Source organism: Candidatus Zixiibacteriota bacterium (assembly GCA_021159005.1).
Classification (GTDB): Bacteria; Zixibacteria; MSB-5A5; order UBA10806; family 4484-95; genus JAGGSN01.
On sequence record JAGGSN010000126.1, the window covers coordinates 1 to 26,560 of the forward strand.

The window sequence follows — 26,560 nt, forward strand, 5'->3', positions numbered from 1 at the left end:
CGGGGGAATGACATAAATGGATAATCATCGAATCAAAGTCGACTTCTGAAATCTAATCCGGAAATATCTATGAAGCAAAAAACAGAACACAGGTGTTTATAAAGATATTCTAACGGCTTATTGTTTTATATGTTATGGCTTAAGCAAGTTTCATTTATTGTGTATTAATTGGAGAATTCTATTGAAAAAGCCGGACAGTAGTGATATGTTGTAGTAAGTTACCTTGTGCTGTCGTAAAATTACTTCCGACAAGTCTGGTAGATGATACTATCTATATCGGATTATAATTTATAAATAATGCGGGTTAAGTATATTCACAAAAACACTTGCAATAACCCCACAAAATCATATAAATATTAGGGAATAGAATAAATATTCGGACGTATTAGATTGGGAGAGAAATACATAGATAAGACGATTAACGCCCTTAGTGATAATGAGCTAATGGAGAAGCTGACTGGTGGAGACAAATCAGCTTTGACGGAACTTATGAAACGGTACCAGGTTAAAGCATTAAACTACGCCTATCGCTATCTCGGCGATTTTGACGACTGTGAGGACGCCGCTCAAGACTGTTTTGTGAAAATCTATGCCAACCGTCAGCGATTCGATAAAGGAAGACCGTTTGCGCCCTGGTTCTATACGATTCTAACCAACTGCTGCCGCGATAGGCTCCGTCATCGAAGCGGTTTTGCCGATTTAGTTGAACGGTTCACAACTCATAAAAGCCTGAATGAAAGCGAAACTGAAAATAGCCACAGCGATACCATGGAGTTGTTCAACAATGCGCTGATGAAATTACCGCCGGCAAAAAGAGAGATTCTTACTTTGAGATTTACCGAGGATTTAAGTTATCAGGAGATTGCCGAAACGCTTGGCATAAGCCAGGGAACTGTAATGTCGCGTCTGTTCAGAGCCAGAAAGGAACTTGAGAAGATATTGAAAACTATGGGGATACACAGATAATGAATTGCCGCGAATTTGAATATAAGTTATGGGAAAATCCGCAAAAGTATGCCGATAGGAAAAAATTGCCCGCAGAATTAGCTAATCACATGAAAGACTGCCGGGATTGCCGTCAAGTATATGCCGATTATCTTGGTTTGATAGAATTGTCAGACCAGAGTAAAATCGTTAAGGATGATGAATACTGGCAAAAATTCGAGACTAAGGTTTTTAGCGAAATCAACCGGCTTGAAAGCACCCAACAGCCTGAATCGGTCAAAAAGAGCGTTGTTAGAGAGATAACTAAGCGTCCCGAAATAGCTTTTAAACATCTTATATTCTCTCTTGGCGCGGCGGCAGCCGCTATCTTGTTAATATTTATAGCTATATCCGATATTGCCAAGCAGATGCAATTGCCTCAAGCAAGCCGGGCAAAAGGAGATAGTTTGCCAATATCTGCTCCTTTAACCCAGAATGTCCCCAGTGTTTTTAAGGTCAATTTGGCAGGGGGAATACATCTGCAGGAATTTTCCATACTTGCCAAACCTGAAGTGGAAGAGTTCAAAGACAGTGCCTTAGTTGCCATTGATGCGGTTTATTTAACCGATAAAGGCATTAAAAATGAAAACATAAAGATTGCCAGAGCCTTAAGTGAAGAGGTAGTTATGGGAACTTCAACCGATTTGTCTCATATTTCAGATGAAAAACCTGCTGAACAAAGAATCAGAACTTCCAGAGCATTCATCAATGAATCAAAAAAGCAAAGAGCTGAAAATGAAATATCCCCCCAAAAGCATAAAGCGATTGAAATGGAAGCCGGCAGAAATGATTGGGTTATTACTCTTGAAAAGATGCCAACAATGAAAATAGCCGTTGCTCCGACTTATCCACCGCTTGCTTTCAAGCTAAAAAAACAGGGCGAAGTCTGGATTAAAGCCCGAGTCGATACTGAGGGCAAGGTTGTTGAAGCATTTATATATAGGGGTTCTATCGGCGATTATGGTTTCGATGAGGAGGCATTAAAAGCCGCCTATAAAAACGAATTTGAGCCATTAGAAATTGATAATAAAAAACTGCCTGTATGGGTGATTTATAAAGTCCGGTTTGTGATTAAAGAGTAGGCTATTCGGTTTATTTGTTTAACCCATCTTTTATAATACGCCCCTAAGCGTTACGTTTATATAAAAATCAATATCATTATAGGAATTCCAATTAATAATCAATTGTCAACACTCTGATTATTATATGTTTCATCCCGTAGGAGCATTCTAACAAAAAGCTTGCAGTGTTGACAAAGGTATATATATTTTAATAAATAGTATGATTACATCAAGAACTAAAACAGATAACAAATCCAACCTTATCTCAGTTAGACCGTCGCACCTAAAAGCTTTCTTAATACTGTTTATCTCAATCTCACTATTAGTTCCCTCCTGCGGCAAGGAAAAATCCAAAGATGAAAAAACCATTTCTACTAAGATAGCCGTTACAGTTTATGATGGTGATACTTTTACATTATCATCCGGCAAAAAAGTGCGGATCGCTATGATTGACACGCCCGAAAAAGGTGAGCCGTTTTGTGATGAGGCGACGCAATATCTTTCGGATCTTGTGCTTGGCAAAGAGGTATCGCTTAAGCCGATAGGAAAGGGTATAGACAGGTACGGCCGCACCTTAGCAGAGGTATATGTCGATTCGGCTAATGTAAGCCAGTTAATGCTGAAAGCCGGCTTAGCGGTTTTATATCTCTTTAAGGATAATGCCTATCTTAAAGATGAATACCTGCAGTATCAGATTTACGCATATGAGAATAAAATCGGTATATGGTCATTGCCCGAGCCGGTTGCCGAGGAATATTATATCAATATAAAAGGCTCTTATAGATTTCATCGCCCGCTCTGTTTTCACCTAAAAAAAGTCGATATTTCAAAAATCAGGAGAATCGCAACAAGGGCAGAGGCAATAAAGCAGGGTTTATCGCCCTGTCGAAATTGCCGGCCTTGATTTATGCGGTGATGTAAAGTTTTACTGTATTGTCGGGTTTACATACCCGATATCACGGATAACAAATAAATTATTTGCGCGTAGGGGAGAGTTGCATTCGCCCGGGATTGTTGATATTCGGCAATTATTATAAATATAACATTGACATTGCGGAAAAAATAAATAACTTACAAAAGTTCGGGGCGTAGCGCAGTCTGGTAGCGCGCACGGTTCGGGTCCGTGAAGTCGGAGGTTCAAATCCTCTCGCCCCGACTTATTTGTACTGACGTTCAGCGTAGTTGTTTTGAACAACCGTTTTATCAAGCGTCAGTTCATCCCCAAAAATATCTATAGTATTTGGGGTAGAATGTAGTTTTATTTTAATAAGCACATCCTCATTGTTTTTGCATTATCATCGTCGACTTGAAGACTGTAAAAATAGATTCCGGATGCAATATCTGGTTTCCACATTACTTGGTGTAAGCCTGTTAGCTGTTTTTCGTCTATCAATGTTTCAATGTGTTGACCTAATAAATCGTATATATCCAATTTAACATGAGACGGTATATCCAGCGAATAAGATATTAATGTTGATGCATTAAACGGGTTGGGGTAGTTCTGGCTGAGAGTGAAGTTTAATGGAACAGAAGGTTGGTCGTCGATGCTGTTCATCAGACCGAAAAAGTCAGAACAAAGTACGCGGTAGTAGTCTATTTCGGTGTTGTAGATGGTAGTATCCTGTCCATTAATAATTGTGGTATCGCGAAACCAACTTGGGTCTATTTCGGTGGAGAAATACTCATTTCCCATTCGACTGGTAGTAACAGCTCGAGAACTACCACACTCATTATTTGGTCTAATCTTGAGCTGTATTATTCCGGGGCCATTACTGCCAACTGCGTAGGAAAAATATTCGCCCTCGTGACAATAAAACAGATAACCATCAAACATCGAGCTACTATTTACTGAGAATAACTCTTCACCAGGCCAGGTTATTACTGATGGTGTCCCACAACCAACATAATATAGTGTTGGAAGCTTTCCTACCCTTGTAATCCCGCTAATTACAATGTTGTGGCCTGGAGATGTGCAAAGGCTTCGCATGGCAATGAGTTCATCATCAAGGCTATCTAATATCTCGCCGCCATACACGCCAGCGTATATCATTACATTATCAGGAAATTCATGATTTATCATGGTGGTATCATATTCCACATCTAAACCAAACTCGTTTTCCAAAATTGCCAAGGCGTTCTGTCCTGCAGAACTAATATCAGGAACAAGATCTACAATCAAGACCTCACTCCCACTCACAGGATAAGAAATAATGAAGAGCAGGCAGCATGTTAATGCTGCTACAAAATTCCTCTTTTTCATAACATCTCCTTACTTTATAAGAGCCATCCTCAAGGTCTTATTAAACTTATCGGCTTTTATCCGGTAGAAATACATACCACTTGAATATTCTGCGGCATTAAAAACTACTTGATGATAACCCGCTGATTTGAATTCGTCAACAAGATTAGCAACTTCACGACCTAAAAGATCATAAACCTGTATTGAAACTTGACAGTCCTGCGGCAGGTCATATTTGATTATTGTTTCCGCATTAAATGGATTGGGATATGCAGGATGCATTGCGAATTTATCAGGCAAATTCGTATCTGTTGCCGCTTTAGGCTGTGAATGATGTTGATTTTCATAATTTATAGAATATCTCAGCGGCAAGAAATTATGTTGGACTGAATGTACGGCTGAAACCCAAACCTGGACCGCATCCGTATATGGGGCTGGTTCATCAGTTTGAACAGGAACAAAGAAAAACTCGTTGCCATTCAAATCTTCTATGTGTCCATCTGGAGTGGCAACCCCATACTTCCAAGAGAAATCTTCACCGGTTCCCATCCAGACACAGACAATAACATCAGATGGCGGCGGACCGCCGTTAGCGCTGATCACCACTTCATCAAACCAAACTGTATCTCCCGACATTGAAGGCGGAGAATCAATAGCAAACCGATTTGGTATGTCAGTCCATATTCGCAGGCCTGCATAACCCATCCAGTTTGTGTTGTAATGATCGCTGTGATAAGGACAACGTAGTTTCGCCCTATTTAGTGATCGACAGCCGAACCAGCCGCCATTTGAATTATTGAAAAGCTCATCAAAAAATATTCTACCCTGACGATAACTACCAAGAGTCCATCCCCATCGTGTATTTCCAACATTTGCTATAGTTCCGCCATTCGGTTGGAATAGCAATCTGGAACACATAGCTTGCCAATCCAGGTCATAATCTGCGCCCCAACAGCTAGTAGAATACAGGATGGAATAGAAATCTGTTCCAGCTAAATCGGAAATAGTGCCTGCTCCTGTTCCCGGCCAATAGGTTTCCCACCAGTCAAAGTCTGCCTGATTTGAACAGACCATTGACCTATCCGCATGGTTATAGTCATCAGTACATGCTGTCCAGCTATCTCCATTTCCATGAGACAAATTGAACCAAAAAGCAATCTTCGTCCAGAACCACATGTGATCTACTTGATTAGAGGCAGTTGGTCCGGTAGTTGGATCTGCGTTTCCATCTGGTTCTACTCCACTTAATGTGTCAATCATAGCGAATTTATTCCGCGGCAAGAAATCAAAAACCTTATTCTCCTGATTATCGTCTGCCATTTGGTCATGGCAAAATACTCTCGCATTAAGTTCAGATACTCCCGGACCATTGAGCATGTAGTCCTCGAGATTATCAATGTATATTCCGAACTCTTCCGGATTTCTTGCGGGGATGTTTCCCACTTGTATTTCAGCTCCAATATCCCACCTGTCGTCAGACATCTCGCCGTAGGCGCCGTCATCGTCTAAGTCCCAACCAGGAATAGGAATTGTCACATCACCATAATATGTGCTGTTTCCCAAGATGAGATAATAATTATCCCAGCCCGGCTCTCCTGGTCCGCTGCTCGTGTTGGTTAGAAACAGCTGTTGATAGATTCGGCTTTCATCCCAATGACTGCCATCTACTATGTTGAGATCAACTAAACCGCTGTTCCCGTGCATGGAATATATCAGGCTCTTTAACTTATCCTGAAGCCGGTCCCATTCCGGAGCGGTATTCTGAAGTTGGTCCATAGTTAGGAACATGTTTGGAATGCCAAGCTTGGTTAGCAATTCGCTAAGGTGGTTTCCATATGATTGATAAGATAAATCAGGAATAATCCATAGGGATAGATAGATATCATCCAAATCAGGAGGTATTACCAAGCAGATTGGCTGTTTGTATCTATCATAGTCATGCGGATTTATGAATAGATTGCTTAGGTCTGCTTCAAAAAAGGGAAACCTCTCCGACATCCAAGTTATATAGCATGTGTCTTGAGTGTTAGAGCCATTGTGGTTTCCGTGGTACAGCTTCTTTTTATCAATTGGGGGTACATTCTGTATATCATATATTGGAATATCCAAACTTGCGCTGTTTAGTCTGAACCACTCTGCTCCATTATACTGCACCAGTGGAATTTCAAAACCAATAATGCCAATATTTCGAAGCACGGAAACATGAACTACACTGGCGCTCAACTCAGGAAAATTGTTTAGCTGCTGATAGTATTCGGGATCAGCTAATCTGGCAGGACCGTAATTGTATTCAGCGGGGTCTCTTGAAGTCAGGGTTGGGAAATCCTGCGAGGGTCTTATAAGTTTACCTGTAGGATTTTCAAGCGGAACAAGTGTTGAATTTAATCTGATTCTATCCAAAAGAGGAATGCCTGCGTTTATCTGATCAATAAATGTTGTCGGTACACAGATATTAAAACATAGTGTGGGAACTGCCGGATTGTATCCCGTTGTATCGCCACCAGCAGATATCTCATAACTATCATACTCTCCTAAAGTAAAATTCGAACATGGAATGTTCTGTGCTGCTGCATCAAACATAGCATTTCCTTCGCCATGACATGCAAAAGTTGTGTCATTTACAATGCTAATATTGATTTCACTTAGCGCATCATTAAGCGAGATGGTTTTAGCGCTCACAAATTGTGCAAGACTTATGCTTGAAATAAATAGCGCGGCTGCTATTACTAAGATAGTAAAAAACATGCCCCTGTTAAGATTAAACATTTTCTCTCCTCAATAAGTTAATGTTTTACTTTTAAAATCATTACCTTGATTCAAAGCGCTTAATTAATATTTTATGCTATCCCCTCTTTCTATATTCCTAATTCAGTTATCAGCCGGCAAACTGCTTGCTCAGGCTGAAATTGATGATATGATTACAACAATCAAAACCCTTGTGTCAAAAATTACTTAGCTCAATAATATCCTCCCATGATCTTAAATATTAAAACAGAAATTTCTGTATGTTAAATAAAATGGATATAATAAGATTTGTCAAGCTAAAAATTGCTGCCCAAACAGCTTTATCATTGACATAACCTTTAAATATATGATATACTATACCTATGAAATATAAACCATTAATCGGCGTAATCGGCGGCTCGGAGGCTAACCCGATTTATATCAAACAGGCATATCAGGTCGGCAAGCTTCTAACAGAGCAGGGCGCGATATTGGTTTGCGGCGGGCTTGGCGGTATCATGGAAGCCGCCTGCAAAGGCGCCACGGAGGCTGGCGGCGCAACAATCGGCATTCTGCCTATGGACAACCCGAAAGCGGCTAACGATTATGTAACAATACCAATCGCAACCGGTATAGGCACCGCCCGCAATAAAGTGATAATCAACACAGCCGAGGCTTTTATCGCTATTGACGGCAAGTATGGCACGTTATCGGAGATTGCTTATGCCTTAGATGTCGGCAAAACAGTAGCCGGACTCGGTACCTGGGATATCGAGGGAGTAATCGCGGCTGATGCCCCGCAAAAGGCTGTTGATATAGTGATGGGGAATTATAATGACTGATTATGCCAGGCTTCACGGCTATGTATCCGGCCGCGTTCAGGGAGTTGGGTTCAGGTATTTTGTTGAGGATGCGGCTGGTCAATACAAACTTACCGGCTGGGTTAAAAACCTGTTTGACGGCAAGGTTGAATTTGCCGCGGAGGGACCTAAAGGGCTGTTAGCTGATTTCCTTAAGGATGTCAGCAGAGGACCGATTACCGGTCATGTTTCTAATGTAGATGCAAAATGGGAAAATTATACCGGAGAATTTGAAAAGTTTACGATAAAATTTTAGGATGGATTATGAATATCGAACAATTAAAAAAAGTAATTAGAAATGTTCCCGATTTCCCAAAGAAAGGTATAGTGTTTCGGGATATCACCACATTACTGCAGGATTCGCAGGCATTTAAAACGGTCATGGACCATCTTTACGAACGATACAAACAGAAGCAAATAGACGCCGTTGTTGGTATAGAATCACGAGGGTTCATTTTTGGCGCGGCTTTGGCTGACCGGCTGGGCACAAGTTTCATTCCCGCCCGCAAACCGGGCAAGCTTCCCGCTGATACTATTTCAGAATCTTATGATCTCGAATATGGGCAGGCGGCTTTGGAAATCCACCGGGATGCTATCTCCTCCGGCATGAAAATATTGGTAATCGATGACCTTCTGGCGACCGGCGGCACGCTTGAAGCATCCTGCAAGTTAGTAGAACGTCTCGGCGGCGATGTTGCCGAGGTATGGGTATTGGTCGAGTTGTCATTTCTTGATGGTGTTAAAAGGCTGAGCAAGTATCCGTATTATTCGATGATTCAGTATGATTCTGAGTAGCTGGTTGTAGTTGTGGTCGGGTTCTGACTCGCCGAAAGCGAGGAAATACCCGACACCTTGCTATGTTTTAACACCTTAGCATTAAATTCTATTGCTAAGATTAACATATCAGGCCAATACTTAAACCCACATGATAAACCATATCCTTCAATAGTCGGGGTTTTCAACCCCGATGCGAGCTTGAAAGGCTTGCCTATTAAACAAGATATCAATATTTATAGCCATAATCCGCTAAAATATTCTGCATTCAAGCCGATTGATTATAAAGAAGATAACGAAAAAAACTGAGCGTTTTAATGCTGTTTATTGTAAAACTAAATCTGATTGTCTTGGGAGTCGGCGCCATATTAGCCGGCTTATGTTTTTACCTTGACAGGCGCCTTCTACAAAATTATAAAGAATATCCCGATGAAACACAGGAAACCGCCGAGTTTGTCTATTTGTCGTTTATGAAAACTTTGACGGTATTCTATTTTATGGATATTTTCCTGATTACCATTTCCTTGACAGTTATTGCAGTTCTTTCAATGCCGCATATTTTTTCGCTTCCCCCGGAGCTGTCGCTGCTAATCCTTGTTGGCGAGGCGTTGTTTGTCTTAGGCGGAATTGCAACTCTGCCGGTGGCATTGAAAAAGAGATATGCTGACACTACGGCGTATATATCGGTATCTCATATGACAGAGCCGATATTATCAAAGCTGTCTGATGAGTTGGCTGAGCGTTTTGATATATCCTCGGTAGATGATATCCATATAACTCCGGGTGCGGAAATTGAGATAGCAGAGGATGTAAACTCTCTTGACAATATTTTCTCCGGCGGTTATAAGAGATTGAAAATAGGCCTTTCTTCTCTTCAATTTCTTACCGCCAGCGACTTAAAAGTATTGTTAGCGCGCCAGTTTGCCTATTATGACGGCAGTGATGAGTCAGCAGGGATTGTTATAAAAAGGCTAAACCAGCGTTTTCAAGCGATTGCTGATAATATAATTGATTATGAGATTTTGCTGTCTTTCAATCCGGTTGCCTGGTTCGCTTTTATGGGAAGGACGGTAATATCGAATATTACCAGCGGCTATTCGTTAGTCTCGGAGTTGAAAGCGGATGTAGCGGCGGCTGAATATAGCGGAACCAGCCGTCTAAAAAATGCCTTAGCCAGATATCATGTTGAATCCGAATTGTTAAAGGAAACTATCAATACTGTTAATTCCAAACGAGAGTATGGACAGGATGACCTTGGCAATATTTATCAGGCTATGAAGGGCGCGCGTTTCAAAACAAGCAATGAAATAGGGGAGATGGTCAAATATCTTTTCGATGACTATCAAAGCGATGCGCGCAAGGGAACCGGGCATTCATTGAAACTTAGGCTAAGAAGACTGCCCGAAAAAGCCGTGCCAGTCGGTCGGCAGGAGGCATCCGAACCCGATATTAAATATCCCGCTTATACCTATCTCAATGATTGGCTTACAACCGAAAACCGGATGATGCGGATAATCGGCAGCGACCCGAATTTGTATGTTGGGAGCGAATAGCTGCCGGATACTGACAAGTCCCATAACCGGGCGAATTTTAAGTTTAGCGATGACTTGAATTAACTATAGATATTGTAGGGTCAGGGGGGACCCTGCAACATATAAAATAACTATCGAGTAAATTTGTCCGACAATACAATATACTAAAATTATTATCTTCAGCTGAAGAATTGACTTGACATGCTAACGGTACTGAAGATAAATTCGCTCGTGGAGTTATGGATTATATGATTAATACATGTTTTGCAAAGTTATCAAAAGTCATTCAATAAAATATCCAAAAATTATGGAGGGAAAATGAAAAAACTAATCGGCGTATTATTAATCGCTTGCTTGATGTTTGCCTGCGGTTCATCCCGTCAGGTTTCACGAGTAGCCGCTGATACAACAATCGATTTGAGCGGCAGATGGAACGATGCGGACTCACGCCTTGTATCACAGGAGATGGTTTCCGATTGTCTCGCCCGCCCCTGGGTTAATGATTTTAATATAGCAGAGGGAAGAAAACCAGCTGTCATTGTCGGCACAATTCGCAACAAAAGCAATGAGCATATCGATACTGAGGTTTTCACGAAAGATTTCGAGCGTGAACTGATTAATTCCGGCAAGGTGAAATTTGTCGCCAGCCGCACCGAACGCGACGAGATTCGAGATGAGCGGGATGACCAGCAATATAACGCCTCGGATGAAACCGCCAAACGCTTAGCAATGGAAACCGGCGCTGATTTCATGCTTCAAGGCTCAATTAAAACGATTGTCGACCAGATAGAGGGCAGACGCGTTATATTCTATCAGACTGATATGGAACTGATTAATATCGAAAGTAATGAAAAAGTCTGGATAGGTGCCAAGAAGATTAAAAAAGATATCACGCAAAAAGGCAAGAAGTGGTAGAAATCCCGACCTGATGAATAATGTCAAATCGGAACCGTTTAGGTTTTGGTTTAATAAATTTTAAAATAGAAAAAATGGGGTTTGCCTTATGTATAGAGGTCTGGCTTTTAAATTAATAGCTGTTCTCTCTTTGCTTATCATCACAGGTTGCGGCTCAATTGCTACAAAACATAAATTTTATGAGCCTATAACCGCCGACCTGCAGACCGATAAATTCGCCGATGCTGTTGTCAAGGTTGAAGCCGCCCGCGCTGATAATAAATACGCCAAAAAAGACCGCTTCCTGTATTATCTCGATTCCGGTATGGCTAATCACTATGCTCTAAATCATACACTAAGCAGCGAAAAGTTGTCTATGGCGGAAATGGCTGCTGAGGATTTATTCACCAAAAGCATTTCCAGAGCCGCCACATCATTATTTCTCAATGATAATGTCCTCGAATATTCCGGTGAGGATTATGAAATACTCTACACGAATCTGATTATGGTGCTAAATTATCTTTCACGTGATATGTTTGATGATGCTTTTGTGGAAATTCGCCGGGCAAATGAAAAACTTGAATTGCTTGAACAGAAATACGCCAAAGCCGCCGACCTGTACAGCCAGAAAGCCCATGATGATACGGCTGATGTTAATGCTCATATCAAATACAATGTTGCTAAAGTGCGGTTCAACAATGATGCATTCGCCCGCTACCTAAGTATGCACATGTATGCCGCGGATGGTCTTTATGATGATGCCCGCATCGATTACGAGATGCTGACAGGCGCATTTAAATCCCAGCCGCATATTTACAATTTCGGTTTGCCGGAGGTTAGTTACAATACCAAAGCCAAAGGAAACGCCATCTTAAGCTGTGTTGCTCTGGCAGGCTTATCGCCTGTAAAAAAAGCATTGGGACTGCGTATTAGAACCGACCGGCAATTGAGGTTAGTTCAAGTTCTCTACACCGATGAGAAAAAGAAAGATGCCGAATATGGGCATATCTCATTTCCTGTGGAGGCTGATTATTATTTCAAATTCTCAATTCCCGAAATTGTGCCAAGACATTCAAGGATAAGCAGGATTAGAGTTAAGGCTAATAATAAAAACATTGGCGAATTGAAGCTTATTGAGGATGTTTCCAAAGTTGCTATCGAAACATTCAAAGCAAAAAAATCGCTGATATATTTCCGTTCGATAGCCCGCGCCATTGCCAAAGGATTAGCTGCCGAAAAACTCAAGGCGAAACTGCATAAAGATACCGGCGGCGGATTAGGCGGCTGGCTGGCTAAAGCTGCCGTTGATATCGGTATGGATGCTATCGAGAATGCCGATTTGAGATGCGGCAGACTTCTGCCCGGCAAAATATATGTCGGCGATTTCGAAATTGCGCCCGGCACGTATGATATAACCGTCGATTTCCTAAGCTCGAACGGTACTCTCGTATATTCCAGGTTTATCCCGGGCTTTGTAGTAAAACAAAACGATTTCAATTTAGTGGAGGTTTTTGCATTAAAGTAAGGATTTAATCCCTTTAAAAGTGATAATTAAAGTAACGCGTAGGGGCGTATTGCATACGCCCACTCTAATTACCAAGCGGCGCTTGGTAATTAGAGTTGTTTGTTATTTTTTTACTAGCTACCAAGCGGCGGGTTGGCAACTAATTGCAAAGCGATATCTTGTCCGATTATAATATCAATAAGCAATAAAGGAGGTTTACATGAACGATACTAAAAATATCCAGCTTCTTTCCTGTGGATGGCGTACGTCCTCGTGCGCCAATTTACATACACTTCAGCTATGCATCATAGCATTTCTGATAACCATCACCGCCTGCGGGCATACCCAGAAACAGCCAGCTCAGCGTATCTCGGAGAAAAAGAGGCTGGCGGATAAAATCGACCCTCAAACAAGATATCCGCATGAATGGTATATCACCGCCACCGGCTCGGGCGATACCAAAGAGAGCGCCGAAAAGAAAGCGATTAACGGCATCGCCCAGACTATCAAGGTGGATATAAAATCACAGCAGATGCTTGTTGAAAATTATCTGGAAAAGGGCACCAGCGATAATATGAAGCTTCAGGCAACGACCTCTTTTACAAACCAGATTGATTTAACGACTCAGCAAAATCTGAAAAATATCAATATTGCCAAAACCTGGCTTTCGGATGAGGATGGCCTCTATTACGCTTTCGCCTATATGGATCGTTCCGAAACCTCTGATATATTAATCAAAGACCTCGAAATACTCGACAAGGACATAGCGGCATATTATCAGGCTATGCAGGAATCAGAAAACAAGCTGACTGCGTTAGCTAATATTACCAAGGCTTTAAGTCTGGCTGTCGAGAGAGACATTAAAAGCGAACAGCTTAATTCTATTTCGCTGGGAAACCGTGAATATACGCCGGCAATAAAATCGACCGAGCTGATTGGCGCCCGTCACGATTTAGCCAAGACCATAGGCGTTATGCTCGATTTAAAATTTGATAAATGGGATGAGTTCCCTGCCACTGTGGCTGAGGTTTTAGGTGCTTATGGTTTGCGCATAGTCGATGTTAATCCGGATATAATAGTTTCCGGCAAGATGAATATGGAGCATCTCGAACGCAAGGGCTTCTTTGTGCGCTGGTATGTCGAGCTTCATTTCACGGAGACCGCCTCCAATTCGGAATTCCTCACCTACAGCGATGATTCCCGCGAGGGCCACAAATCGTACGGAGAGGCAGAACGCCGCGCCGCCAAGCGGATGAGTGTTGCCTTGCGGAAAGATTTGTATAAGAAGTTTGGCGAGCATTTGGAATCGATGCTGGGAGGGAAGTAGGCGGATTATTTTGCAGTAGGCGTCAGGATGTCGCAAGCTTCCATCCTGACGCATAAGAACTTGTGATGAATATATAAGTTAGAGAAAATCATGTCAGGCCTGTCGAGTGTGACGTTTTACACTATTTTAAAGGAAAAGACATGCCATATTTGGATGACTTAAATGGATTTTATGAGTATTTAGAAAAGCTAAGAGAGATATGTTCAAACAAGCTTGGGTTTGAAAATTGTATTGGCATAAAACTATCAAATTGCGATGGCCGATTGCCTTACTGGAAAAAATGTAAACGTGGAATTTATTTCTTTTTCGATGAAAACGAAAAACGTTTAGATCGTAATCCTTTAAGAGTTGTTCGGGTTGGGACTCATGCTATAAAAAGAGACATTGGTAAATCCACTCTATGGGGTCGATTAAAACAACATAAAGGCAATAAAAAAAATATGGGAGGAAATCACCGGGGCTCAATCTTCAGGCTTTTAGTCGGTGAAGCCATGATAAAAAAAGATGATTTGGATTATCCAACATGGGGCATTAGAAACACTGCGAAAGGGGACACAAGAATTGGAGAAGGAGGCCTTGAAGGAGATGTTAGCGAATATATAAGAAATCTGCCATTTCTAATTCTAAGAGTTGATCCGGAAAGCGATAATAAGGAATATGTGTCTAACCACAATGATAGAAAGTATCTGGAAGATAATATTATTGGCCTATTGGGCGACCCAAGAAATTCTGATAAACCATCTGATAACTGGCTTGGAAAAGATTCGTCCAGAGATAAGGTGGTAAATTCAGGCCTTTGGCAAAGTGATGGCATTGGCAATCCATATGATGAAAACTTTTTCAATGTGTTCGAACATTACATTAATGCAATGTAAGCGCAAATTCTTGACAATAAAATTGGAAGCTAAAATGTGCAAATCGTTAATTTTGATTCCCTGTAGCAAAAAAAAGAAGACAGCGGATACAAATAACGAGTTTGACGAACCGCTGGAAGGCTTGATCAATTACAGGCAAAAATTACTGAAGATTATAGCTGATGATAATATTTTGAGCGAAAAGTCGGAGAATGAATGCGGTATATTGAATGAGAATGCTACTCTTACCAGAGCCGTGGATTTGTATCAAGGCACACTCTATAGTAAAGTTGGTCGGGTTCCGACCAACGGGAGAAACCCGACACCTTGCGTCATATAAAAAAAGGAGGAGAAATAAATGCCGATAATTAAAAGATATCTTTCAACTGAAAACCTACCACGGTTTAAAACTGACTTCAAGAATTTAATTAAAATAGTTAATAATTCCAATGGAGAACTTGATTTAGCAATCAGAGACAACTATCTAAATATCTATTACAAAGGCTGCAGCCTTTCGAAAATATCACTCAAAACGCCAAATAAATATAAGGTAAATATTCATAGAAAATTCTTTGAGGGCACAAATGCGCCGGTGCCCCATCCCCGCTACTGCGGGGTGGGTTATGTGCAATACTCATAAATGTCGGATTTAATTTTTACTTTGCTTATGCCAACTTGCTGGTGAACGAATGATAATGAGGCAACCCACTCCCGCTTTGGGCGGGAGTGGGGCACCTTGCTACATGGCTATGTTAAGCATATTGAAAACTATTTTGATGACTACAAAAAGTGCTACGAGATAATGTATGAACAGAAATGCCAAATCGGATTTCTAAACGCACACGCTTTTCCTTCGATAGAAATTGAAAAACCTATTAAAGGAGTTGTAGTCGTTGGCGGCTACTCTATATTAGCGAAAAAAAGTATTGCTAATTTGAAAACCGCTTTCCCTGAGCTTCGAGTGCAGCAATTTAAGTACAAGTTATAAAATTATAAAACACATACACACCACCTAAACAGGTGAGTTTATTTTTCAGACCTGCTATGTTAATCTTATAAATCAATGTTAAAGGTAAGCGTGTCGGGTTGAATAAAGGACTCCGTCCGCTCACTCCGTTCGGAACCTGACCTGAGGCTGGATTCCCAATCAGGTTGGGAATGACGTTGTGATTGGTGTACGCCCCCGTGCGCCAACATTTATATCAATCCTTGTTTGCTATTCCAATATCGGAAAGCGCGGGCAGTGCAGTATCGAATCGTTAACACCTCTGAAATAACTTACCAAGTATGTTATATCCGAGCCTAAAAATTCGCAGGTGCCGTTAACATCTCCACCGACATATAACCAACCAGAAGTTTCCTCATCCCAACAGCTGTCCGGCGGCGGCTCGCCTACTCCCTTGAAATAACGGACGCTGTACGTAACATCGCTTCCCAAAACGTTGCCATCGCCATTAATATCGCCGGGGATATAATCGCAATATACAATAGGCTCCTGGAACCTCGCCACTTTCAAAGTGGGGTCGCCCTGAATACACATGCCATAAAACCAGCCGCGGCTGCTGCTGCCGGCGCATGATTCGATATCCGTCTGTGTCCATGACAAGAAAGCCTGCCCATAGGATGCTCCGCTGCCAAGTGGCCAGTAATAATCCTCGAAACAAAGCATCGAGCCGGTCTTGGTACTGCCGACAGATAGAAGTCCATACTCGGTCTCATATATATACCAGCCGCCCATGTTGTTATACTCAATAAACCGCGCGTTGGAACAGGCAAAAAGATTATACGAAAGCGCCTGCATCATATAGGATTCGATTTCTTCATTATGAAATAGCTGATAGCTGTCTTCATTATAATAAATGTAATGAGCATACGGCGATGAATGCGAACATATCAAGACATGTTCGTATTGACTGTCGGCAACCTCGGCTACATTATTTATATAATTCTGACGACTGGTCTCGTAGATGTCAGTAATTGCATTGGTGTTTGGGAATGCCAGCGCCACATCATTACCCCAGCCGGAGGTATTCCAGTCGTTATCGATGAAAGCTAAGGCGTGGTCGGTCAAGCGCAAGTCGCCGATACGATACTGATGGTTTTTCCGAAAATAATTCTGCAATATCGACACCTCATCAGCGCCGTAGTCGGTCATAGTCGAGGCATACAGACGTCCGACCCAGATATCAGCGTAGTAATCAGGATTCGTATGGCTATCGAATATGCCATCATAATCGGAGTCGCCCCAGGTGCCATCGAGATCCATAAAATAAAGATCGCATGGAAACGTCACAAAATTATAGGGATCCCATGGTTCATCCATCTCATACCAGGGCACGGTTAAATCGCCGATAAGAATTACGCCCTCTATTTCCTGGTTTTGCCAGTGGTTGTATAATGTGTCTCGTAAACTATTAGGGGATTGAGTTTCGAGCGCAGTATATAGATTTACACCGTAGCCATCAAGCCGAAGGTCAAACAGAAATGTATCCAATACCGATTCAATTTGAGGATACAGGTCTTCATTAACAAATATATCAATCATTATATCTGTAGTGATTGTAGGTGTGCTAATCTGTTTAATATTAGCCGAGGGAGAAAAATCCCTTGATTCGATATACTCATCATAAGTAATCGGCCGAGTTGAGTCATCCAGCCAGCGGGTAACCACGATAGTATCGGAATCAAAACTTTGTTGAGCATAAATATATGAAAAACTAAGCAACGCTAACGCTATGATAATTAGAGTTCGCGATTTCATTAAAATCCTCCTTAAAGCAATGTAGATTATTGAGTTTAAAATAACGTATATTTACAATATTGCAAGTGTTAATTAGAGAGACATATTGTTGAGAGAAGTGTCGGGTTTTTCCGCGCCTTCGACGAGTCAGAACCCGACCTTCAATGTTTTGAAAAAATACGGGGAAACTCCTGCAATAATTCCCCTTGCCAAAGCAATCATCAAATTTATATACTAAGGCATAAAATATTGAATATTAATTGTGTACATAAATTGTACATCATCAAGGTTTAAAGGAAGGATAAATAATGACTGAAAAAAGTATCGCCCCCAGGTGGGATTTGGAATCCGTATTTTCCGGCGGTTCTAAGTCCAAAGAATATGCCAAATTCAGGGCGCAAATTAATGCTAAACTTGAAGTGGCTGAAAAAGATGTTGAACGGCTTGCCGGCAAAAGCGACAGCTCTACATACGAGAAATGGGGTAAATTTATCCTCGATATGCAGCAGTTGTATAGAGAAATTTATCATGCCAGTTCTTTCGCCGGATGTCTTGTCAGTCAGGATGTGGACGATACCGAAGGCCATAAAATCGATGCTGAGATTGACGTTTACTCTGCTCAATGGCAGTCGATGATGACTAATTTCGAGGAGTTGTCCCTTAAGCTATCCGATGATGAATGGGATAAATTTATTGCCGCCGCCAAATTGGATGAAATCAGATTCTTCCTCGATCAGATCAGGGAGAAGGCGAAAGATAAAATGCCGCCCGAATATGAGAAGTTGGTTTTAGATCTGGCGGTAGATGGTTATCATGGCTGGAACCGTCTGTATGATAAAATGGCAGGCGATTTACGGGTTGATTTCACCGAAAACAACGAGACTAAAAATATCTCAATGGGGCAATTAGCGCCCAAGATGGATGCGCCCGATAGAAATATCCGCAAGCAGGCATTCGAGAAAATGACCGAAGCCTGGGAATCAAGAGCGGAATTGTCGGCGTTGACATTAAACTCACAGGCTGGATTCAGGCTTGCCCTTTATAAAAATCGCGGCTGGGATTCACCGCTTTTTGAGCCATTGAAGAATGCTCGCCTGAAAAAGGAAACTATTGATGCTATGTGGTCGGTAATTTCCAAAGCCGCTCCCGGATTTAACAAATATGTCGATGCCCGAAAGAAATTGCTGGGTATCGATAGATATATGTGGTATGACCAGACAACTCCGGTTGGCAAACTTGACAAAACCTATTCCTACAAAGAAGCAGGCGATTTTATTGTCGAGCATATCGGCAGTTTCAGCAAGGAGATGGGTGAATTCTCGAAGATGGCGCTTGATAATAACTGGATAGAGGCGGAAGACCGTCCCGGCAAGGCGGCTGGCGGATTTTGTACCGGCTTGCCTATGAAGAAACAATCGCGCATCTTTATGACATACACTCAAACATTCGGCGATTTATCAACATTAGCCCATGAGCTGGGACATGCCTATCATAGCTGGGTACTTAAGGAAAAACCGATATTCGCCTCCCGCTATCCGATGACATTAGCTGAAACCGCTTCCACGTTCAACGAATTGCGGGTTAAGGATGCCGCCTTAGAATTAGCATCCGACAAGCAGGAGAAGCTGATGATGCTTGATCAGAAGCTTCAGGATGCCTATATCATGTTATGCAATATTCATGCTCGTTATCTTTTCGACTCTGTTTTCTATGAAGAACGCAAAAAGGGCATAGTCAGCCGCCAGCAGTTGGATGAAATCATGGTCGATGCGCAAAAGAAAGCTTATGCCGGCACGTTAGATGAGAAAGACGGCTGGCACCCGATGTTCTGGGCCTCCAAGCTGCATTTCTTCTTTACCGGTGTACCGTTCTATAATTTCCCCTATACATTCGGTTATTTATTTGCGATTGGTATCTATGACAGAGCTGTAAAAGAAGGCTCATCATTTGCTGGCGCTTACAAGGCTTTATTGGCAGATACCGGCGGCATGATGACTGAAGAGGTCGCCAAAAAGCATCTCGGCATCGACCTGACCAAAGAGGATTACTGGCAGGATGCTGTCAGCCGCGCAATGGCAGATATCGACTCGTTTGTCAAGCTGGCAGAGGAAGTGTAGTAAAGTTTAGCTCACATTTATATGTTAAGGATGCCCGCCTAAAGCGGACTGACGCCTACTGATACGTCTTCTTGTTGCCAAACAGCGCTTGGTAGCAAGATTAAATTTCATATAAACGTAATGCGTAGGGGCGTATTGCAATACACTCCTGCGCGCTGATGTATACAGAGTTAGATTTATATTGTGGTTGGCGTACGCCAACTTTAATAACTTGCAAAGAATATCAAAAAAATAATCAAGGAATAAAATGACTGCATAATTGTATATAATGACGAAGGATCTCTCTGTACTATGTGGAACATCGCGGTTGGCGTCTCTCCCTTGCACCGACCGCGATTCCGCTAAATGAACTACCCCTGTTAGCCCCGCTGCATTTTTCTATTGTATTCACTGGCGCAATTTCATATATCATTTATTGCAGCGGCTAATCTTATTTGATAGTCGTCTATGTCGCCTTCTTGCAGTCGGGTCTTAAGACTTGACAGCTTGTCGGGCGAGTAACACTCGACAACACATAAGGATTTTGCTGTCAACCTGATGAACAACTAGCATGAAGGAGTAAGGTATAATGGAACTAAAATATATCACTAACAGCAACCGGGAAGCCTGGAATGAAGTAACACCTATTCACCAGAAAGCCCGGAAAGTCAATCTCAAAGAAAAATTCAAAGTTGAAGGCTTTTCAATTTTAGATAAATATGAAACTGAGAAACTTGTAGATATCCCAATTAAGGGCAAGCATGTTGCCCAATTGTGCTGTAATAATGGCAGTGAGACTCTTTCGTTGATTAATCTCGGCGCCGACTCAGGTGTCGGTTTCGATATTTCCGATGAAGCGATAAAAGAAGCTCTCGAATTGGCTGAAATATCCGGCTTAAACTGCGATTTTATCAGAACCGATGTATATGATATCGGCGAGGAGTATTACAATCAGTTCGATTTTATTTATATAACTATAGGCGCACTTACATGGCTGCCCGATTTAAACATCTTTTTCAGTATAGTATCGAAGATGCTAAAAGACAGCGGCAAAATTATGATATATGATTCCCACCCAATTACTGATATTTTTCTATATGAAAATGAGGAGGGCTTCGATTCTGATAATCCTTTGAAAATAGTTAACTCCTATTTCCGAACTGAGCCATGGATTGATAACGATGGCATTGATTATATCGGTAAAACAAGGTATAAATCAGAAACAACTTATTCTTTTACATATCGCCTATCTGATGTTTTCAATGCGGTTATTAGGAATGGTATCGTCATTGAAGAATTTTATGAAAACCCGCACCATTTATCACCGGAGCATGCGCCTCTTGAAAAAGGACATAAGATACCGCTTAGCTATATTCTCATAGGTCAAAAGCAATAGCGGGAGGGTGCTGTCTTAGCCCATATTATTCATAAAATATATAAGAAAGTCATTGCTCCGCCTATGGCGGACGCCTCTGGCGAACGACGCGGCAATCTCCTTGTTGCCATGCAAATTAAGGCATACAGATTGCCGCGCTTCCTTTGGTCTCCGCCAGTGGCGGAGCTGCTGCATTACCCTATAGGAGTTTATGAATAATTCGGGTTAGGCAGATAACATTACAAATGTATTTTTTCTGTTGTATTCCGTCCGGCAATTTAATATATCATTTATAATTATAATTGCGGTATCGTTGGGAACTCTTTCCTGACGGCATTGAATTGTGCTATCAGGTTTTCAGACCTGATGCAAAAAAACGAAAGGAACAATAAATGAAAGCAAAAAAAATAAACAACGGCTTCTTCCTCCGAATCGATAAAGACGAGGAAATAATATCCGCTATAACAAATTTCATCATAAGCGAAAAAATACAATCAGGGACAATCACCGGTATCGGCGCTCTCACTGAAGTAACTTTGGGTTATTTCAACCGTAATAATAAGCAGTACAACAAACAGGTTTTTAACGGTGCATATGAATTGCTTTCATTAAAGGGAAATATTTCATATGCTAACGATGAACCGATTTTGCATGTTCACTGTGTGCTGGGGGATGCCGATTGTCAAACAATAGGCGGTCATCTCTTCAGCGGAACCGTAGCTGTTACCGGGGAGATATTTATTCAGACATTTCAAGATAAATTCACCCGTAAGTTAAACGAAAACTTTAACCTTAAACTGCTTGATATTTAATATGAAAAAGATAGTAACGTTAATAACCGATTTTGGTACCTCAGACGGCTATATGGGAGCTGTATACGGTGTCCTCAAATCGATAAATCCCGAGATAGACATAATAATTATAACCTGCGCCGTCCCGCCAGCCGATATAAGAAAAGCATCACGAGCTCTGATAAACAGCTGCAGTTTTTATCCTGATGAGACTATTCATATGGTGGTAGTAGACCCAACTGTCGGCCCTAAAAGGCGCTCTATTATAGTCAGGGATGAACGTTATTATTATATTGGCCCGGACAATGGCGTTTTTACGCCAGTGTTTAAATCATCAAGCGATTATGAATGCTTTCAAATTAACAATCCTAAATACCGCCTGACTACCGGTTCGGAAACTTTTTATGGTCGAGATTTATTTGCTCCGGCAGCAGGCTATATCACGCTTGGCGTACCGCTTGACGACTTTGGTCCCAAAATCAACGACCCGGTTATAATAAATGAACCATTGCCCGAAAAAATCAAGAATGATATTATCGGCAAAGTTATTGATATTGATTTCTTTGGCAATCTGGTAACCAATATTCCAGCTGATATGGTAAAGCAGGATTCAAAATTTATTGTCTGCGGCTGTAAGATAACCGGATTAAGTAAAAGCTACGCCGATGTTGAGGCCAAACAGCCGTTAGCTTATATCGGTTCTACGGATTATGTCGAGATTGCTATCAATGGCGGTCATGCCGCCAATTATTTCGGCGCCCTAATCTATGAGGAAGTTAAGGTAGTTGATTACAATAACTAAGGAATAATTTTTAAAAGGAAAATACTAAGCATGTCGGATGAAATCTACAGTGAACAGTCAAATGAAATGCCTTTTCTTAGCCATCTTGAGGAGCTTCGTTGGCGTCTTATTAAGATAATTGCGGCAATAATCATTTGCGCAGTGGCGGCTTATATATTTTCGGATTATCTTTTTCAAGCTCTATGGTACCCCTTAAACCAAGCCGCGCCCGAATTGAAAATACATTACTTCAAAGTTACTGAGGGTTTCACGACTCGCTTGAAACTATCGATAGTTGGCGGCGCTATTGCCGCCTCGCCGATAATCTTCTACCAGATATGGAAATTCGTCCTGCCAGGACTATATGACCGTGAGGTTAAAGTGGTTATGCCGATTGTGTTATTCTCAACCTTGTTTTTTTTCGTAGGCACTTTGTTTTGTTATTTCATCCTTTTGCCGTACGGATTAGGTTTCTTTTATACTCAAGCTCCCGAGGGTACTCAACCGACATTAATGATGGGGGATTATTTAAGTTTTATCCTAATGTTGATATTGGCTTTCGGAATAGTATTTCAACTTCCTGTGGTATCATTTTTTCTTGGGAAAATCGGGCTAATTTCATCGAAATTCTTAGCTAAGGGGCGACGCTATGCGGTGCTGATTATCGCTATTTTGGCGGCAGTTCTCACACCGCCGGATTTTATCAGCCAACTTGGTATAGGAATTCCATTATACATATTATATGAAATCTCTATCATAATTGTTAAGTTGACAGGCTCTGCAGAAAAACAGGAATCAGCCTCAAAAAATCTGACAGGGTGAAGTTAACCTGTTGAAATCATGTATGTTATGTAAAATAATAATATACAGTTCCGAAAATGGTAATATATTTGCTTATATATGGGATGGTGATAATATATGAAAGACAGCAAATATCGGAACATATTATTTTTATTTCATGTAGTATTATAAGGAAGGCAGTTTTACTATGAAAAAATATATCTCTAAAGCGTTGTTTTTGGCTTTAGTAATAATTCCCGCTATAAGTTGGGGTCAATATTATTTCGGACAGAATAAAGTCCAATATACAAATTTCAACTGGCAAGTTTTAACCTCCGATCATTTCAATGTTTACTTTTACCCGGAGGAAGAGAGAATCGCTAAAATAGCGGCCAAGCTTGCCGAGGATAGCTATGAATTTCATGTCGAGAAATTCAACCATATTATCAAAAAGAAAATCCCGCTGATTATATATAGCTCGCCAACATATTTCCATCAAACAAATGTTATCCCTCAGCTATTGCCGGAGGGTGTTGCCGGCTTTACCGAGTATTTAAAAGAACGTGTGGTTGTTCATTATCATGGCTCCTATAAAGACCTTGCCGATCTCATTCGCCATGAATTAACGCATGTTTTTCAGATGAACAAAACTGCTTATATCTGCAAATCTCATCGGAAAAGAAATCCCGCGCGGTCTCCATTATGGTTTACCGAGGGACTTGCCGAGCACTGGTCTGAGGGCTGGAGTTCTGAAGCTGATATGGTTATTCGGGATATGGTTATATCGGGAAATATTGTCCCATTGGATAAAATGTATACCATATCCGGCACTTTCCTTATGTATAAAGTTGGTCAATCTTTCTTAAACTTTGTGGCGGAAACTTACGGGGATGATAAAATAACGATTCTTTTGGAAAACTGGTGGAAAGAACCAACATTTAACATGCTTGTCGAGCAAACATTCGGCAAACCATTAGCAGTGATTTGGAAAGAGTGGGAGTATTACCTTAAAAAGAATTATTACCCTTGCCTTGATGACCAGCACCTGCCAGGATATACCGCCAAAAGGCTGACTACAAAACGATACAATGTTAAACCTACTGTCTTTTCCAATATCACCGAGGGCGGCAAACAGGATTATATCGCTTTCAAAACCTACCGTCTTGGCTATACTAATATCGCTGTAATGTCTCTTTCGGGAGAACAAGAAGGTATGCAGCGAATTATAAAAGGACAGAGGTCAGCCCGGTTTGAATCATTGCATTTTATCGACTCGAAAATCGATGTCAATAACAATGGTCGCCTGACTTTCGCCTCCAAAAGCCATGAAACAGACGTGCTTTATATATATGATACACAGGTTAAAAAAATTGTGGATGAGTATAGATTTGAGGGCTTGATTAATATCAATTCGCCCTCATGGTCTCCCGACAGTAAAAAGATAGTTTTTGGCGGTACTACTATGGATGGTCAGACAGATATTTATTATTATGACATCCAAGCGGAAGAGCTTAAAAAACTCACTGATGATATTTACTATGACCAAACGCCGGCTTTTTCCAGTGATAGTTCTATTATAGTGTTCAGTTCCGATAGAAGCGGTTCTGAAAGCATGAATATATTCTCATATTATTTATCCACAGGCAAAATCAAACAAATTACTTTTGGAGAATATAAAAACTTAACACCGAAAATGTCGTTTAGCAGCGATCGGATGCTTTTCACCTCCGATATGAACGGTGTCTCTAATATATACTTGTTGGAAAATCCGCTATCTGAAAAGCCTCGTTTGGTTAGGCTTACAGATTTCGCAACCGGCGTTTTCGACCCGGTTTTCACTCCCAATGATTCGGCTTTGGTTTTCTGCGGCTATCAGGACCAAAGCTATAATATTTACACTATGGATTTAGATTCGCTCATCAAAGCGGATTCAGCTTTCGAAATGTCCAATCAACCAATGGCAATAGCCTGGGCAGATACCTCAAACTGGGAACCAAACGAGCTAAGCGGCGACTATATTAAAGGAAATGTTAAATATAAAACAAAATTTTCATTTGATATTGCCCAATCAGCGGTTTCTTATGATGCTATTAACGGCACGGTTGGCGGTTTGCAGGGAGCTTTCACCGATATGCTTGGCAACCATCAGTACTATTTTTTAGTATATAATACCGCCAACACTAAAAATGAGTTAATCAACAGCTTCAATGTCGCTGTAACATATTTTAACCGTCAGAAACGGCTCAACTGGGGATTAGGCGTGTATCGTTTTTATCATGAGTATAATGATGCTCATTACGGTTTTGTTTCCGAGGAATCGTACGGCGGATTGGGTCTTTTAAGCTATCCGTTTTCAAGATTTGACAGGGTTGAGGCTTCCTTATATCTGCGTAAATATTTCAAGGAAACGCTTTTTGGTGATGACCCCGACGCTGTTGTCGCCACCGGCATGCTTTCATATATTAAAGACACATCTATCTGGGGATCAGCGGGACCGATTGACGGTTATCGTATTCATTTGAATGTTTCCGGCTCATTAAATATAAAAGAAGCGAACTATTATAACTCCTCAATAAAAACTGATATTCGCAAATATTTCAGATTAAGCGAATCATCGACTTTCGCATTTCGCACAATGTATTTCACGTCGCAGGGTGAAGACCCTCAACGCTATTATCTTGGCGGAAGTTGGGACCTTCGCGGCTACTCCCTGCGTCATTTTTACGGAAGCAATATGTTTTTGGTAAACAACGAACTGCGTTTCCCGCTTTTAAACCGCCTGCATATCGGTTTCCCCTTTGGCGCAATAGATTTCAGCGCAATACGAGGCGCAATATTTTTCGATGCCGGCAAGGCATGGGATGATAAAACCGGCAATCTGGCTGGAAGTTTCGGTTTCGGCTGGAGAGTTAATTTGGGTTATGTTACAGTTTTACGTTTTGATTTTACCCGAACTACCGACTTTAAACATGTAAAGAATGGTTTCGATTTTGACTTTTTCTTTGGCTGGAATTTTTAAAGTTCCGAGTCTGAAAGAGTGTTATTTAAACATTACGCTGGCTGCCAGACATTGTTTGACAATTGGAAAGTTTGTTGATAAAACGGGGCATCCGACAGTTGCCGGATGTCTCTTCGCTGTTGAAAAAAGGCTTATGATGTTGATTTTCAAATACTATTTAATTTCACTGCTGTCCGGCCTTTTGTCCGCCTTAGGCGGATGCTATAGTGATGTCATTCCCACACT

At 41.3% G+C, this 26,560-nt stretch carries 24 protein-coding genes and 1 tRNA gene; 21 read left to right on the forward strand and 4 right to left on the reverse strand.

What is annotated here, in order from left to right; translation table 11 throughout:
* Positions 1 to 390: 390 nt before the first annotated feature.
* From J7K40_08100 to J7K40_08115, 4 genes are all read left to right on the forward strand, one after another.
* Complete coding sequence (locus J7K40_08100; GenBank protein ID MCD6162359.1) at positions 391 to 966, forward strand: RNA polymerase sigma factor; 576 nt, start codon at positions 391 to 393, stop codon at positions 964 to 966.
* Positions 966 to 2,066 carry a TonB family protein gene (locus J7K40_08105; GenBank protein MCD6162360.1) on the forward strand — a complete coding sequence of 367 codons (1,101 nt, stop codon included), beginning with the start codon at positions 966 to 968 and terminating at the stop codon, positions 2,064 to 2,066. The genes J7K40_08100 and J7K40_08105 overlap by 1 nt, the downstream gene beginning before the upstream one ends.
* Positions 2,067 to 2,265: 199 nt before the next feature.
* A complete protein-coding gene (locus J7K40_08110) occupies positions 2,266 to 2,949 on the forward strand; it encodes a thermonuclease family protein (GenBank protein MCD6162361.1) in 684 nt (227 codons plus the stop codon).
* Between the two features lie 178 nt (positions 2,950 to 3,127).
* Positions 3,128 to 3,201 (forward strand) — tRNA-Pro (locus tag J7K40_08115).
* Between the two features lie 102 nt (positions 3,202 to 3,303).
* Here the strand turns inward: J7K40_08115 and J7K40_08120 are convergent.
* Positions 3,304 to 4,305 carry a T9SS type A sorting domain-containing protein gene (locus J7K40_08120; GenBank protein ID MCD6162362.1) on the reverse strand — a complete coding sequence of 334 codons (1,002 nt, stop codon included), beginning with the start codon at positions 4,303 to 4,305 and terminating at the stop codon, positions 3,304 to 3,306.
* Between the two features lie 9 nt (positions 4,306 to 4,314).
* The gene (locus J7K40_08125) at positions 4,315 to 7,050 is read right to left on the reverse strand and encodes a T9SS type A sorting domain-containing protein (GenBank protein MCD6162363.1); all 2,736 of its coding nucleotides are present in this window, start codon (positions 7,048 to 7,050) and stop codon (positions 4,315 to 4,317) included.
* A gap of 341 nt (positions 7,051 to 7,391) precedes the next feature.
* Here J7K40_08125 and J7K40_08130 point away from each other — a divergent pair, with 341 nt between their 5' ends.
* Genes J7K40_08130 through J7K40_08140 form a run of 3 tightly spaced genes read left to right on the forward strand, consistent with a single transcriptional unit; the run spans position 7,392 to position 8,663 of the window.
* Positions 7,392 to 7,850 carry a TIGR00725 family protein gene (locus J7K40_08130; protein ID MCD6162364.1) on the forward strand — a complete coding sequence of 153 codons (459 nt, stop codon included), beginning with the start codon at positions 7,392 to 7,394 and terminating at the stop codon, positions 7,848 to 7,850.
* Positions 7,843 to 8,124 carry an acylphosphatase gene (locus J7K40_08135; protein ID MCD6162365.1) on the forward strand — a complete coding sequence of 94 codons (282 nt, stop codon included), beginning with the start codon at positions 7,843 to 7,845 and terminating at the stop codon, positions 8,122 to 8,124. The genes J7K40_08130 and J7K40_08135 overlap by 8 nt, the downstream gene beginning before the upstream one ends.
* Before the next feature lie 8 nt (positions 8,125 to 8,132).
* Entirely contained in the window at positions 8,133 to 8,663 is a 531-nt protein-coding gene (locus tag J7K40_08140) for an adenine phosphoribosyltransferase (protein MCD6162366.1), read from the forward strand.
* Here J7K40_08140 and J7K40_08145 read toward each other — a convergent pair.
* Complete coding sequence (locus tag J7K40_08145) at positions 8,645 to 8,875, reverse strand: hypothetical protein (protein MCD6162367.1); 231 nt, start codon at positions 8,873 to 8,875, stop codon at positions 8,645 to 8,647. The genes J7K40_08140 and J7K40_08145 overlap by 19 nt on opposite strands.
* A gap of 84 nt (positions 8,876 to 8,959) precedes the next feature.
* Between J7K40_08145 and J7K40_08150 the strand changes: the two genes are divergently transcribed.
* From J7K40_08150 to J7K40_08185, 8 genes are all read left to right on the forward strand, one after another.
* Positions 8,960 to 10,195: a hypothetical protein gene (locus J7K40_08150; GenBank protein MCD6162368.1), complete on the forward strand. Its 1,236-nt coding sequence runs from the start codon at positions 8,960 to 8,962 to the stop codon at positions 10,193 to 10,195.
* Between the two features lie 297 nt (positions 10,196 to 10,492).
* The gene (locus tag J7K40_08155) at positions 10,493 to 11,089 is read left to right on the forward strand and encodes a penicillin-binding protein activator LpoB (GenBank protein ID MCD6162369.1); all 597 of its coding nucleotides are present in this window, start codon (positions 10,493 to 10,495) and stop codon (positions 11,087 to 11,089) included.
* Positions 11,090 to 11,177: 88 nt separating this feature from the next.
* Positions 11,178 to 12,593, forward strand: coding sequence for a hypothetical protein (locus J7K40_08160; GenBank protein MCD6162370.1), 1,416 nt, complete (start codon positions 11,178 to 11,180; stop codon positions 12,591 to 12,593).
* A 199-nt stretch (positions 12,594 to 12,792) separates the two neighbouring features.
* Complete coding sequence (locus J7K40_08165) at positions 12,793 to 13,899, forward strand: LPP20 family lipoprotein (protein MCD6162371.1); 1,107 nt, start codon at positions 12,793 to 12,795, stop codon at positions 13,897 to 13,899.
* 140 nt (positions 13,900 to 14,039) lie between these two features.
* Positions 14,040 to 14,774: a hypothetical protein gene (locus tag J7K40_08170; protein MCD6162372.1), complete on the forward strand. Its 735-nt coding sequence runs from the start codon at positions 14,040 to 14,042 to the stop codon at positions 14,772 to 14,774.
* Between the two features lie 34 nt (positions 14,775 to 14,808).
* On the forward strand, positions 14,809 to 15,093 hold the full coding sequence (locus J7K40_08175) for a hypothetical protein (protein ID MCD6162373.1): 285 nt from the start codon (positions 14,809 to 14,811) through the stop codon (positions 15,091 to 15,093).
* Between the two features lie 18 nt (positions 15,094 to 15,111).
* The gene (locus J7K40_08180) at positions 15,112 to 15,393 is read left to right on the forward strand and encodes a hypothetical protein (protein MCD6162374.1); all 282 of its coding nucleotides are present in this window, start codon (positions 15,112 to 15,114) and stop codon (positions 15,391 to 15,393) included.
* 96 nt (positions 15,394 to 15,489) lie between these two features.
* A complete protein-coding gene (locus J7K40_08185; GenBank protein MCD6162375.1) occupies positions 15,490 to 15,741 on the forward strand; it encodes a hypothetical protein in 252 nt (83 codons plus the stop codon).
* A gap of 228 nt (positions 15,742 to 15,969) precedes the next feature.
* Here the strand turns inward: J7K40_08185 and J7K40_08190 are convergent, their stop codons facing one another.
* Entirely contained in the window at positions 15,970 to 17,514 is a 1,545-nt protein-coding gene (locus J7K40_08190) for a hypothetical protein (GenBank protein MCD6162376.1), read from the reverse strand.
* Between the two features lie 287 nt (positions 17,515 to 17,801).
* Here J7K40_08190 and J7K40_08195 point away from each other — a divergent pair, with 287 nt between their 5' ends.
* From J7K40_08195 to J7K40_08220, 6 genes are all read left to right on the forward strand, one after another.
* Positions 17,802 to 19,610: a M3 family oligoendopeptidase gene (locus J7K40_08195; GenBank protein ID MCD6162377.1), complete on the forward strand. Its 1,809-nt coding sequence runs from the start codon at positions 17,802 to 17,804 to the stop codon at positions 19,608 to 19,610.
* A gap of 568 nt (positions 19,611 to 20,178) precedes the next feature.
* Positions 20,179 to 20,985 (forward strand): class I SAM-dependent methyltransferase, encoded by an 807-nt coding sequence (locus J7K40_08200; GenBank protein MCD6162378.1) that lies wholly within the window; start codon positions 20,179 to 20,181, stop codon positions 20,983 to 20,985.
* Positions 20,986 to 21,356: 371 nt separating this feature from the next.
* Positions 21,357 to 21,776, forward strand: coding sequence for a DNA-binding protein (locus J7K40_08205; protein MCD6162379.1), 420 nt, complete (start codon positions 21,357 to 21,359; stop codon positions 21,774 to 21,776).
* 1 nt (position 21,777) lies between these two features.
* Positions 21,778 to 22,557, forward strand: a complete 780-nt coding sequence (locus J7K40_08210) for an SAM-dependent chlorinase/fluorinase (GenBank protein MCD6162380.1) — start codon at positions 21,778 to 21,780, stop codon at positions 22,555 to 22,557.
* A 30-nt stretch (positions 22,558 to 22,587) separates the two neighbouring features.
* Positions 22,588 to 23,358, forward strand: a complete 771-nt coding sequence (gene tatC / locus J7K40_08215) for a twin-arginine translocase subunit TatC (GenBank protein MCD6162381.1) — start codon at positions 22,588 to 22,590, stop codon at positions 23,356 to 23,358.
* A 166-nt stretch (positions 23,359 to 23,524) separates the two neighbouring features.
* Positions 23,525 to 26,335 (forward strand): PD40 domain-containing protein, encoded by a 2,811-nt coding sequence (locus J7K40_08220; protein MCD6162382.1) that lies wholly within the window; start codon positions 23,525 to 23,527, stop codon positions 26,333 to 26,335.
* Positions 26,336 to 26,560 lie beyond the last annotated feature (225 nt).